The sequence below is a fragment of the Pseudomonas sp. Irchel s3a12 genome (assembly GCF_900187485.1).
Classification (GTDB): Bacteria; Pseudomonadota; Gammaproteobacteria; order Pseudomonadales; family Pseudomonadaceae; genus Aquipseudomonas; species Aquipseudomonas neuropathica.
Genome location: NZ_FYDN01000016.1, coordinates 1 through 12,611 on the forward strand (window position 1 = coordinate 1; position 12,611 = coordinate 12,611).

Consider the following 12,611-nt stretch of genomic DNA (forward strand, 5'->3'; position numbering starts at 1 on the left):
CAGAGCTGTAGGGCCCACGCCCATTGCTTCGCAGGCTTCACTCACCGAATAGTCTTTATCCAAAACCAGGCAAGCCGCATCCCGTTTGAAATCTGTCGAAAAATATCGTCTGGTCAAATCACACCTCATCGTTGGGCGTAGATTAACGCCCTTTAGGGGTGTCCAGAATCATTAAGCCAGATCAGTCAGTTCCCTCTACCTCAGGGGGTGAGGGGGAAAGGGAGCCGATCTTCGTTGTTTTTGAGATTGCATTCACCTTAGATATTTCAAGTCGGCGTAACCCGAACAAACAACTCGGTCAGTTCCCTCTCCCCCAGGGGGAGAGGGAGCCGATCTTCATTGTTTGTGAGATTGCATTCACCTTAGATATTGCAGGTCGACGTGCCCTGAACAAACAACTCGGTCAGTTCCCTCTCCCTCTGGGAGAGGGCTAGGGTGAGGGCTGCCCGACTGACACCCCTCACATATCAAGATTCACCCACCCCGGCTTCGCCACCTCCGGCGCCACCGCTTTCACGGTTTTCCCGGTAGCCAGCTCCACCCGCCGCGCCACCTCCGGATCATCGGCAAACGGCACCATACTCGCTTCATCCAGGCTGTCCGCCGTCTCCCGTCGCAAGCAGTACTCAACCGCCAGCCAAAGAAACATCACGCCCAACACATCAAAGAAAATCTCCATCACGAGCGGCTCCCAGCCTCAGGCGATCTGCGCTTCACTGCGCGCCAGTGCAACGTCGGCCACCCGCACCGTACGCCACACGTTGTAGGCCATCAGCAACATCCCGGTAAGGAAGAACACCCCGCCAGCAAAGCGCACGATGAACCCCGGATGACTGGCCTGCAGCGCCTCGACGAATGAATAGGTCAGCGTGCCGTCCTCGTTGATCGCCCGCCACATCAGGCCCTGGGTGATGCCGTTGACCCACATCGAGGCGATGTACAACACCGTGCCGATGGTCGCCAGCCAGAAGTGCAGGTTGATCAGCGGCGTGCTGTACATCTGCTCGCGGCCAAACACTTTGGGCACCATGTGATAAGTCGCACCGAAGGTGATCATCGCCACCCAGCCCAACGCGCCGGCGTGAACGTGGCCGATTGTCCAGTCGGTGTAGTGGGAGAGGGCGTTGACGGTTTTGATCGCCATCATCGGCCCTTCGAAGGTCGACATGCCGTAGAACGCCAGCGACAGCACGAGGAAGCGCAGGATCGGGTCGGTGCGCAACTTATGCCAGGCGCCGGACAAGGTCATCATGCCGTTGATCATCCCGCCCCAGCTCGGCGCCAGCAGGATCAGTGACATGGCCATGCCCAGCGACTGCGCCCAGTCCGGCAGCGCGGTGTAATGCAAATGGTGCGGCCCGGCCCAGATGTACAGGGTGATCAGCGCCCAGAAATGCACAATCGACAACCGGTACGAATACACCGGCCGATTGACCTGTTTCGGCACGAAGTAATACATCATGCCGAGGAACCCGGTGGTCAGGAAGAAACCCACCGCGTTGTGCCCGTACCACCACTGCACCATCGCATCGGTGGCGCCGGAATACACCGGATACGACTTGAACCAGTCCACCGGAATCGACAGGTGATTGACCACGTGCAACATGGCGATCACCAGGATGAACGCACCAAAAAACCAGTTGCCGACGTAGATGTGTTTGGTCTTGCGCTGCACCACGGTGGTGAAAAACACAATGGCGTAAGCGACCCAGACGACAGCCATCCACACCGCGCCGGAGAATTCGATCTCGGCGTATTCCTTGGTGGTGGTGTAGCCCAGCGGCAGGGTGATCAGCATGACCACAATCACCGATTGCCAGCCCCAGAAGGTGAACGCGGCGAGTTTGTCTGAATACAGCCGCACCTGGCAGGTGCGCTGCACTGCGTAGTAGCTGGCGGCGAATTGCGCGCTGCCGGCGAAACCGAAAATCACCAGGCTGGTGTGCAGCGGTCGCAGTCGGCCGAAGGTGGTCCACGGCAGGTCCAGATTCATCTCTGGCCACACCAGTTGCGAGGCGATCAACACGCCCATCGCCATGCCCACCACACCCCAGAAAATTGTGGCAATGACGAATTGGCGGACGACCTTGTAGTTATAAGCCTGTCCGATTGTTGCTGTGCTCATGGTCAGTTCATCCACGGTTGCAAAGTCTTGCCAGGCCACCCGGTCTGGCATGAGTTGCACTGTAGAAACCCCGTCAGAAACAAAACAGGCTCAGGAATCTTTGATTTATGCGGATCAGATTAAAGGGCTGACTGCGGCGTTCTGCCGCGCCCTGATATGGTTTTTATGAGTTCAGGTGAATCTGTAACGCGCTGCGCTGCTTCGTCATAGTGCTCTGAAGAAAACTGTGGGAGCGAGCCTGCTCGCGAATGCGGTGTGTCAGCCAACAATGCAGTTGCCTGACACACCGCATTCGCGAGCAGGCTCGCTCCCACAGGAATAACTGATGAGGTGGCAGGCATGTATCAATACGATGATTACGACCGGGCGCTGGTGTTCGAGCGTGTTGCGCAGTTTCGCGATCAGGTCGAGCGCTTCATGGCCGGGGAATTGAGCGAAGAGGAGTTTTTGCCGCTGCGTCTGCAGAACGGCCTGTACATGCAGAAGCACGCCTACATGCTGCGCGTGGCGATTCCCTACGGCACCTTGAGCGCCGAACAGATGCGCACGCTGGCCAGCATCGCCAGCGATTACGATCGTGGTTACGGTCACTTCACTACGCGGCAGAACATGCAGTTCAACTGGATCGAACTGAGCGACGTGCCGGACATCCTCGAACGTCTGGCGCAGGTCAACATGCATGCGATCCAGACCTCCGGCAACTGCGTGCGCAACATCACCACCGAGGCGTTCGCCGGGGTCGCGGCGGACGAGTTGATCGACCCGCGCCCATTGGCCGAGATTCTGCGGCAGTGGTCGACGATCAACCCGGAATTCCTGTTTCTGCCACGCAAATTCAAGATCGCCATTTGCTCGGCGAAGCAGGATCGCGCGGCAATCATGATGCACGACATCGGTCTGTACCTTTACCCCGGCCGCGATGGGCAGATGCTTCTGCGAGTGATCGTCGGCGGTGGTCTGGGGCGCACGCCGATTCTCGGTTTGCAGATCCGCGAAGGCTTGCCGTGGCAGCATTTGCTGTCTTACGTCGAAGCGGTTTTGCGCGTGTACAACCGTCACGGTCGGCGCGATAACAAGTACAAGGCGCGGATCAAGATTCTGGTCAAGGCGCTAGGCATCGAGGCGTTCGCCAAGGAAGTCGAAGAGGAATGGCAACACCTCAAGGACGGCCCGGCGCAGTTGACCGAAGCCGAATATCAGCGGGTCGCCAGCGCCTTCGTGCCGCCGGTTTATCACACCCTGGCCGACACCGATCTGGACTTCGGCACGCGCTTGGCCGAAAGCCCGGCGTTTGCCCGTTGGGTCGCGCGCAACGTGCAGCCGCACAAGGTGCCGGGCTACACCAGCGTGGTGCTGTCGACCAAACCGGGCATGGCGGCGCCGCCGGGGGATGTCACCGCTGTGCAGATGCTGGCGGTGGCCGACTGGTCGCAGCGTTTCGGTTTTGGCGAGATTCGCATCGCCCATGAGCAGAACATCGTCTTGCCCGATGTGCCGAAAACCGACCTCTATGCGTTGTGGCAACTGGCGTGCAAACACGACCTGGGCAGCGCCAACGTCGGCCTGCTCACCGACATCATTGCCTGCCCCGGTGGCGATTTCTGTGCGTTGGCCAACGCCAAATCGATCCCGATTGCCCAGGCGATTCAGGCACGCTTCGACAACCTCGATTACCTGCATGATCTGGGCGATATCAGCCTGAACATCTCTGGCTGCATGAACGCCTGCGGTCACCACCACATCGGCAATATCGGCATCCTCGGCGTCGATAAGAACGGCAGCGAGTGGTATCAGATCACCCTCGGCGGCGCCCAGGGCAAAAACAGCGCATTGGGCAAAGTCATCGGCCCGTCGTTCAGTGCTGCGGAAGTGCCGCAGGTGATCGAGCGGATCATCGGTACGTTTGTGCGCTATCGCGAGCACGAGGAACTGTTTGTCGACACCGTCGCGCGGATTGGCCTGGAGCCGTTCAAAGAGCGGGTTTATCCGAAAACGCTGGAGGCGGTATGAATAATTTGTTGCGGCTGGAGCAGGGCGTAGCGCGAATAGTGACGGACGATCCGTGGACGCTAGTGCGTGAGCCATCGACGCCAAGGCCTGCAGGTTTGCTGATGTTGCCGCTGACGCACTGGTTGGAATCACCGTCGACTCATGCGGTGTGGCTTGGCCCGGATGATGAGGTTGAAAGTCTGGTGCCGTGGCTGGCCTCGTTACCGCTGATTGCACTGGATTTTCCGAGTTTTCGCGACGGGCGTGCTTACAGCCAGGCTTATCTGCTGCGCAGCCGGTTCGGCTGGGCAGGGGAGTTGCGCGCGATTGGCGATGTCTTGCGTGATCAGCTCAGCCATATGCGCCAGTGCGGGTTCGACAGTTTCGCGGTGCGTGAGGACAAATCGGCTGAGGATGCGCTGAAAGGATTGGCCGGAATGAGCGTGCTCTACGGCCGCTCAGTCATCGAACCACGCCCGCTGTTCCGGCGGCGCTGACGCTTGAAAAGATCGCAGCCTGCGGCAGCCCCTACAGTGGATCCCGTGTAGGAGCTGCCGCAGGCTGCGATCTTTTGTTCTTCGAAGTACACCGGGGAAACCCCTAGAAACCTCCTGAATCGGGCATTTTCCCTTGGGTGAGTGGTGGCCTTTTGGTAGAGTCGCCGTCGCCAGCGGGTTTTCGGCTGGACGATGGAACCGAAGAAGGGAGTCTGATCAGTGAGTCCGGGCAAAAAAATCCTCGGCCTCACAGCGTTGCTGTTAATGGTGACGCTGTGGGCCAGTTACTTTTATGTATTCAAGGAAAACCGCGACGGCCAACTCGGCGGTGTCGGCGAAAGCACCGCGTGGTGCGGCACGCCGCCATCCACGGAAGCGGCGTTGCTGGGCAAGGACCAACTGACCTTGCGCGTCACCAACAACCTGCGCGGCGAGTTCATGCTCAGCGGTTCCCTGGTGGTTTCGGAACGCACCTTCAACCGTTACGACCTCAGCCGCAACGAACTGCGTCTGCGTCTGGAACCGTTGCAATGGTCCTACGGCGTCACGCCGATCTTCCTTGAGCAGGTCAAGGTGCAGCCGCTGAGCCGCAACCTTTCCGCCACCAATAAAAGTGCCTACGCCGAACTTGAACCACGGCCGATCGGTGTCCAGGGTCAGGTCACCGAATTCCCTTTCGACAGCTATCGCTACGGCTATAAGCCGGTGCTTTATTACCTCAAGGGTAGCGAGCGCATCGACCTGCGCTTCAAGAACATCACCACGTTGATGGAGATGTCCAACACCTTCACGCCGATCCAGAAGTACAACCGCATCGACTACATCAACGAGAAAACCTCGATGATCCGCGACGAGGATTACAAGGCGTACGGGCCGCACGAATGTGCCTTCAGCGTCGAGCGCAAAGGTTCGTTCAAGGTGGTGGTGTTGTTGCTGCTGTTGGTGTTGTGCCTGCCGTTACTGCTGGTGTTTTACCGCAATGAACCGGGGATCGACTTCCTTGCCACGCTGTTGGGCGCCGCGATCGTGCGGGTGCTGCTGATCGGGCCGGTGCAGGACTTCCAGCTGTACAACATCGACTTCCTGTTGGGGGCGGCGATTTTGCTGGTGGGCACGGTGTCCTTGATCAAGGCGATGCACATCAACAGTCGGCGGGAGATGGCGTTGCGCAGTGGTGAGACTTCGTCCTGGTAACGGGGTGAACCCCTGAAAAGCCCCTCACCCTAACCCTCTCCCGGAGGGAGAGGGGACTGACCGAGGTGTCTGGCGTCCTGCACCGACGTGGAAGACCGAGTCGATTATGGATTCAAAGCCAACCGGTCACGTCGGTGTATCTCTCGAATCATCCCGAATCGGTCCCCTCTATTTACCTCTGAAAGAGGGGACTGACCGAGTTGTCTGGCGTCCTGCACCGACGTGAAAGACCGAGTCGATTATGGATTCAAAGGCACTCGCTCAAGTCGGCGGAACTCTTGAATATCCCCCAATCGGTCCCCTCTCCCTCTGGGAGAGGGCTAGGGTGAGGGAAGACAATTTCCAGCCCGTCACTTAAGCGCCGGATCGCCCATGTTCATCTTCTTCCACCCCTGCAACAGCACTTGCGGGCGTTCTAGCTCAGCTTGTTCCAGTGCAGCGGATTCTTGAAGCTCACCAATGGCCAAGAGCTCGATGCAGCGCTGCCGGATGCTCGACGTCTTTCAAATGACGCTTGTGATCCTCCGCGCAGCCTTGCGTGAATATTGTGCTGTGCAATCGCAATTACTGAAGTTTTAGCTATACCTGTAATTCCCCCGGGCAAAGTTTTTCGGCCTTCTGACAGGAGTTACAGCATGAAGCTAGCAGTGATGATGGGCACTCTGTGCATTGCCACCGTCGCAATGGTGGGTTGTTCCAGCAAAACCGTCGACCCGAAAGAGTACTCAGGATTCCTCAAAGACTACAGCCAGCTCAAGGAGGCCAAATCCCCGTCCGGTGCCGAGGTGATGCGCTGGATCGATCCGAAGGTCGACGTCAGGAAATTCACCAGTGTGTACATCGAGCCGACTCAGCTCTACCCGAAACCGCAACCGACCGCGAAAATCTCCCAGCAAACCCTCAATGGCATCACTTCCTACTACGATCAGGCGCTCAAGCGTGAGATCGGCAAAGACTTGCCGTTGGCCACCGGTCCTGGCCCGGGCGTGATTGTGGTGCGTGCGGCAATCACCGCCGTGAGCAGCTCCACCGAAGGCCTGCATGCTTACGAGGTAATTCCGATTGCGTTGGTCGCCGCTGCGGTCAGCACCGCCAGCGGTATTCGTGATCAGGAAACTACGTTGGCCACCGAAGCGGTGTTCCTCGATGGCGCGAATAATAAGGTCGTCGCGCAAGTGGTGCGCAAAGGCACCGGCAAGCCACTGGAAAATGATTCGCAGGCAATGAGCACCAATGACGTCAAACCCGTCATTGATGGCTGGGCCTCGGACCTGCGTCAGTCGTATCTTAAGCTCAAGAAAGCCAAGTAAGCGTACGAGGCCGGATTGTCCGCGAGGACCGTCCGGCCTGTGCACACCCTCAGAAATTGGCGCGTGCCTGGCGGTTGTATTGGCTGAGTAGGGCGTCGTAGCCATGGGTGACGGCGTAGTAATCGTCGCTCAAGCGTTGCGGTTCGGCGTGGTTCTGCCAGTCCTTATGCAGGGTGTTCAGCGCGTCGAGATAGCTTTGCGCTGGCGCACTGATGTGCCGCCACAGCTCCCGCGCGTCATCGTCCTTGTTTCGAAATCCACCCTCGCGAAGAGCGATGAAGGGCGCGCGACGATTCCACGCCTGTTGCAGATCGGCGGTGGTATCGGCCACGGCTTGCGGGGTCAGGGTGCGGTGTTTCATCCCGTCTTCGAGCAGCTCCAATGTCTCCCGGGCTTGCATCATGTACGCCAGCAGAGACCAATGAATCTCCCTGCCCACCCGCGCTTCCAGCAGCTTGAGCTGCTCGGAGCGCTGTGCCACATCAAGTGGCAGCAGTTCCTCTCGCAAGGCTGTCGATGCGTTGATGTAGGCATTGCTGGCGGCCTGGATTTGCCCCGAGCCCTGTGACAACCGGGCGAGCGGCGTGGCATAAAAGTTCGCACTTCTGTCGAGTCGCTCCGGCGTAAAGATCACCGCCGCGCCCTGCAGTGCTTGCGCGTAGTCACGGACTTTTTGCGAAAGCACTGGCTGATAGGCCAAGAGTTCGAGTTTTTCGTTGATATGACTGAGGCAGAGATCCTTTTGGATGTCATGCACGGTGTACGCATCCGTGTTGTCGAAATCCCGAGCCTCAGCAAGATAACTATCGAATGCATTACCTGCTGGTCGCGGACGCTCGAATTTGTCGTAGGCGTTGCGCCAGTGCACATCGACACGGTTGACGCATGCAATGATCGGACTCAACGCATTGGCCTGTGCGGTCACCACTGAGTCGCGCTGATCAAGCCACAGATCGAGCTTCAGGAACGGCCGGGTCGCGCTCGACAGCCCCATCACCACCAGAACGACCACTACGCCGCTGACAAACATGAATCTCGACGTCATGGCCGTGCCTCCGCGGGATACCACTGTTCACGGGTGGCGGGAGCGCCGCAATCGAAAGAACTCGCCGGCAACCGGCTACACAAACGCTCCGCCCAGGGTTGCAGGCCCTGATTGCGATTGACCGTGCCTTGACTGGCGGCCACTTTGAACACGCCCAGCACCAGCACCAGGGCGACAACCCCAAGTAGCGTCAGGCCGATTTTCACCGGCAGGTTGGTCTTTTCCCAGGACGTGTGTGGTTTGACCTGACGGCGACGGATCAAACCCACGCAGGCCAGTGTCGCGGCATAGACGACGCCAGCGATGGGGCCGAAAAACCAGGTGAGCCCGGCCACCATCAATGCGCAGGGAATCAGATCGCGCAGTACGCCGAACGGCGCAGCGTCCTTGGCAAAACCCGGCCACAACCGCGCGCTGAGGCGGTCATCCAGCAGCCAATGGGTGTGCGCCAGTTCGTGCGTCAGCCAGTTGATGCCCGCAGCGATCACGCCAAACACGATTGTTGAGGTCATGACGATATTGATCAGCCCGGTGACGCGCAGCCCCAGCGGGATGAAATGAGTAAATGCACCGATCAGGCAGGCCAGCACCACGCCAACGTAGGTCGGCCATTCGCCGCGTTTCAGTTCCCAGTCGCGCCAGAAAAACGCGGTGCCACCGGGCAATTCCGCGCAGACCTTCGGATGATTGGCATACAGCGCCGAACTCAAATGTCGGCAATGCTCCCAATCTTTCTCACGCAGGCGCCGGGCCAATGCTCGACGCTGGCTGAACGGGCCAGTACCGAGCAGCAGGCGGGCGGCGCGGTGTTCGGCGGTGGCGGGCGGCTCTTCGGCGAGTTGACGCTGTTGCGCGATAAAAATCGGAGCTTCATGGCGCGCGACCAGACGTTTCCATTCATCTTTCGGGCAACGGTTGGCCGGGCCAGAATGCCAGCCCTGGCCCGCACAAACCTGCTCGAAAATAGCGGAAGACCAGTATTCGCAGTCCAGTAGCAATCGACTGAGGAACAGGTTGAACCACTGCCGGTGCACTTCAGCGTCGAGCCAGAGGTATTGCGCGCACTGTGCATAGGCCTGCAAAAAGGCCGCACTGTCCTCACGTTCGAGGGCATCACGCAGCGGTCGAGTCATGCGTTCCCGCTGGTGATCGAGCAAATGTTCGATGGATTCCTCGTCCAGTTCCAGCCGCTGCCAGGCACTGAACCAGTGATACGTCTGCACCGCCCAATCGACCATCGGCGCCGATGTATCCGGGTGCTCGATGCAATGCTGCAGCAGGGTCTCTTCGAGGATATGCGCGCAACCCTGCTCAACGGCGAGGGCATGGCGCTGTTGCAATTGTGCAAGGCTGGTGTCGGCCAGCGAGCGCGTCGCCTGCTGCAAGGCATCGACTTCGACTACGGTCAGACCGGTCAAATCCCAGGCGTCTTCATCAGCCCCGTGGTCCTCGCTGGCCTGCGCCCATTCCTTGTAATTCAGGGCTTGCTCATAGGCGTCACGCAGGCGCTGGAAGCCCTCGGCGTCTTCGTCCGGGCGGGTCTGTTTGAGCAGGGCAGCGTATTGGCGTTTGATACTGCGCGTATCGGCGTCGGCCGTAAGGCCAAGGACGGTCCAGCAACTCATTGCGTGTACAACTCCATGAAAACCTGCGACGCGGCCCAGTGATGGCACTTTGATTTTGCGCACCCTACCTGTTTCGCGTGAAAAAGTCCTCAGCTGTTGCTTATTGGCCGACAAACCAGCGGCAGTACGGGTTGCCGCCGTTGCCGGGCATCACCCGCCAACTACCCTGCAAGCGGACGGCGCACTGGCAACAAGAGCTGGCGAGTGACACGAGGTTGCGATCTTTTGATCGTGTTTTTTAAATGCAAAATCAAAGGTTCGTCCGATCGCGGCTCTAGCCTTCGGCTGCTCCTACATATGCGTATTTCAATTCGGGATGTTTAAACGTTGTTTGGAATTTGCGGAACGTTCCCACAAGGTTTTCAGGTTGTCCGTCGGACGTCGGGTCTCTAGCCTGTGTTCGTCGCTGCCAAATCAGCGACCGGGACTGGAAACCCCGACGGGTATTAGTGGCGCGTACACGCCTTTCATAACGTATCCTTGCGCACTTCGAATGTGTGCACTCCGTTATGGCGGCTGTGCGCGGGGGACCTTCGGGTCGTCCGGGTCGCCGCTGCCCGGGTTTCCAACCTGCGTACAGCTGCCACCTCTTCGTCCGGAAACCGAATGGGGCAGCTCCAATTTTCCAGTGGAGTTACACCATGAAAAAGCCAACACCCAATCCCCCAGAATCAGACGCCGACACCACATCCCCCTACGCCTCAGTCGACAGTAAAAAACTCCACGAAGCCGCCGACCGCGCGCTCGATTTCTACCTCAACCCCAGCGCCCATATCATGTCCAGCGCCAACGAGCCGGAACCCATGTACCTCGCCAATCCCAGGTACAACACTGAATCCCTGCTCGCCAACGCCAGCGAAACCCTCGGCTCGGCCAGCGAAATGCTGATGAACTTCGCCGCCTCGCTGGAAACCTCGCAGCGCAAGACTGCATTGGGGATCGCACAGGTCGTCATGTTGGGGGAACTCGCGGTGAATCAAGCCTTGGATCACGTCGAACTCAAGAACTGATCTCCCTTGAATGATCGTTCCCACGCTCTGTACTGGAATGCAGCCCTTGACGCCCTGCGTCAAATTCGCAAGCTGGAACGCAGAGCGTCCCTTGAGGCATTCCCACTGCACTGGGTATCGCACAGGTCGTCATGCTGGGTGAACTCGCGGTGAATCAAGCCCAGGATCACGTCGAGCTCAATAACTGATCTCTGTTGAATGATCGTTCCCACGCTCTGCGTGGGAATGCAGCCCTTGACGCTCTGCGTCAAATTCGCAAGCTGGAACGCAGAGCGTCCCTTGAGGCATTCCCACGCAGAGCGTGGGAACCATCAAGATCCGCTCTATGCCCGAGTGATCGATTCTGTAGCTGTCGAATGAAATGAGGCTGTGATCTTTTGACTTTGCTTTTTGAGGTCAAAAGATCGCAGCCTTCGGCAGCTCCTACATAGGATCTCCGGTTTAGCCGTTTTTCTTGGCCTGTTCGCGAACGCGTTCTTCTTGCTCACGCGCTTCAGGGGTGAACTCAGCGCCGAAGTCTTCTGCAGAAAATATCTGGCGGATTTCAATATCAGAATCGCCTGACATTGGGTTGGGGCAGCGCTTGACCCATTCGATGGCTTCTTCTTTTGATTTCACTTCCCAGATCCAGTAGCCGGCCACCAGTTCTTTGGTTTCGATGAACGGCCCGTCGATGACCGTGCGTTTGTCACCGGAGAAATGCACGCGAGCACCTTTGCTACTCGGGTGCAGGCCATCGCAATCGATCAGGATGCCGGCCTTGACCAGTTCTTCGTTGAAGTTGCCCATCGCGGTGATCAGCTCTTCGCTGGGCATGATGCCGGCTTCCGAATCGGCGCTGGCTTTGACAAGGATCATGAAGCGCATGGCGGTTACTCCGTGAGTTTGGTGGGATTCATTGCTTAGTCGAACGGGCCACACTTGAATCGACAGGGTCTCTGGTAAAAGTGCGGAGAATTTTTCACACCGCAGATCTAATTGTAGGAGTGAGCCTGCTCGCGATAGCGATGTGTCATTCAACATTTGCGTATATGACACACCGCTATCGCGAGCAGGCTCACTCCTACAGGGGGATGGTTGTGGTTTTGTATACAATTTTTCGCGCAGGCACCCAACAATTTCCAAACAGGGCATAGGTCGTCGGACCATTTCGTGGTTAACTTCGGCCTCTTGCATGCTTTCCAATCAAAACATCAGAAGGACTCAAGTCATGGCTCAAGTCACCCTTAAAGGCAATCCGGTTCAAGTCAACGGCCAGTTGCCACAAGCCGGTTCCAAGGCGCCAGCCTTTTCTCTGGTTGCCGGCAATCTGTCCGACGTCACCCTGAAAGACTTCGCCGGCAAGCGCAAAGTGCTGAACATCTTCCCAAGCGTCGACACCCCGACCTGCGCCACTTCCGTGCGCAAGTTCAACGCTCAGGCCAACGACATCGCCAACACCGTGGTGCTGTGCATCTCGGCTGACCTGCCGTTCGCCCAAGCGCGTTTCTGCGGCGCCGAAGGTCTGGAAAACGTCCAAAACCTGTCGACCCTGCGCGGTGCCGAGTTCATCGAGAACTACGGCGTAGCCATCGCCGACGGCCCGCTGAAAGGCCTGACCGCTCGCGCCGTTGTGGTGCTGGACGAAAACGACAACGTCCTGCACAGCGAACTGGTCAAGGAAATCGCTGAAGAGCCTAACTACGAAGCGGCACTGTCCGTTCTCAAGTAAGCGCTTTTACAATTGTTAACGGCCTGGCCCTGTCCAGGCCGTTTTCATTTGTGTATCAGTGTTTTGCCTCACACCTTGAAACGTAAGGTGTAAGTAAATTGCCGG

At 58.2% G+C, this 12,611-nt stretch carries 12 protein-coding genes; 6 read left to right on the forward strand and 6 right to left on the reverse strand.

Annotated elements, in window-relative coordinates:
- The 3 genes from CKW14_RS30580 to ccoN all read right to left on the reverse strand — a co-directional run.
- Positions 1-129 (reverse strand): transposase (locus CKW14_RS30580; protein WP_371857757.1); only part of this gene is annotated, 129 nt, incomplete at its 3' end.
- Between the two features lie 331 nt (positions 130-460).
- On the reverse strand, positions 461-679 hold the full coding sequence (locus CKW14_RS24170) for a CcoQ/FixQ family Cbb3-type cytochrome c oxidase assembly chaperone (protein WP_095050707.1): 219 nt from the start codon (positions 677-679) through the stop codon (positions 461-463).
- Positions 680-697: 18 nt separating this feature from the next.
- Entirely contained in the window at positions 698-2,125 is a 1,428-nt protein-coding gene (gene ccoN, locus CKW14_RS24175) for a cytochrome-c oxidase, cbb3-type subunit I (protein WP_095050758.1), read from the reverse strand.
- Between the two features lie 339 nt (positions 2,126-2,464).
- Here ccoN and CKW14_RS24185 point away from each other — a divergent pair, with 339 nt between their 5' ends.
- From CKW14_RS24185 to CKW14_RS24200, 4 genes are all read left to right on the forward strand, one after another.
- Positions 2,465-4,135 carry a nitrite/sulfite reductase gene (locus tag CKW14_RS24185; protein WP_095126248.1) on the forward strand — a complete coding sequence of 557 codons (1,671 nt, stop codon included), beginning with the start codon at positions 2,465-2,467 and terminating at the stop codon, positions 4,133-4,135.
- Entirely contained in the window at positions 4,132-4,611 is a 480-nt protein-coding gene (locus CKW14_RS24190) for a DUF934 domain-containing protein (RefSeq protein WP_095126249.1), read from the forward strand. Before CKW14_RS24185 ends, CKW14_RS24190 begins: the two co-directional genes overlap by 4 nt.
- Positions 4,612-4,830: 219 nt before the next feature.
- Positions 4,831-5,805, forward strand: coding sequence for a hypothetical protein (locus CKW14_RS24195; protein WP_095126250.1), 975 nt, complete (start codon positions 4,831-4,833; stop codon positions 5,803-5,805).
- A gap of 635 nt (positions 5,806-6,440) precedes the next feature.
- Entirely contained in the window at positions 6,441-7,115 is a 675-nt protein-coding gene (locus tag CKW14_RS24200; RefSeq protein WP_093433003.1) for a DUF3313 domain-containing protein, read from the forward strand.
- Between the two features lie 49 nt (positions 7,116-7,164).
- Here CKW14_RS24200 and CKW14_RS24205 read toward each other — a convergent pair whose 3' ends face one another.
- Together CKW14_RS24205 and CKW14_RS24210 are read right to left on the reverse strand one after the other, a co-directional pair.
- Positions 7,165-8,160, reverse strand: coding sequence for a DUF3829 domain-containing protein (locus CKW14_RS24205; RefSeq protein ID WP_095126251.1), 996 nt, complete (start codon positions 8,158-8,160; stop codon positions 7,165-7,167).
- A complete protein-coding gene (locus CKW14_RS24210) occupies positions 8,157-9,785 on the reverse strand; it encodes a J domain-containing protein (protein ID WP_095126252.1) in 1,629 nt (542 codons plus the stop codon). The genes CKW14_RS24205 and CKW14_RS24210 overlap by 4 nt, the downstream gene beginning before the upstream one ends.
- A gap of 641 nt (positions 9,786-10,426) precedes the next feature.
- Here CKW14_RS24210 and CKW14_RS24215 point away from each other — a divergent pair.
- Positions 10,427-10,795 carry a DUF6124 family protein gene (locus CKW14_RS24215; RefSeq protein WP_095050713.1) on the forward strand — a complete coding sequence of 123 codons (369 nt, stop codon included), beginning with the start codon at positions 10,427-10,429 and terminating at the stop codon, positions 10,793-10,795.
- A 441-nt stretch (positions 10,796-11,236) separates the two neighbouring features.
- Here CKW14_RS24215 and CKW14_RS24220 read toward each other — a convergent pair whose 3' ends face one another.
- Positions 11,237-11,662, reverse strand: coding sequence for a YciI family protein (locus CKW14_RS24220; RefSeq protein ID WP_095126253.1), 426 nt, complete (start codon positions 11,660-11,662; stop codon positions 11,237-11,239).
- A gap of 343 nt (positions 11,663-12,005) precedes the next feature.
- Here CKW14_RS24220 and tpx point away from each other — a divergent pair, with 343 nt between their 5' ends.
- The gene (gene tpx / locus CKW14_RS24225) at positions 12,006-12,506 is read left to right on the forward strand and encodes a thiol peroxidase (RefSeq protein ID WP_007914372.1); all 501 of its coding nucleotides are present in this window, start codon (positions 12,006-12,008) and stop codon (positions 12,504-12,506) included.
- Positions 12,507-12,611: the final 105 nt, after the last annotated feature.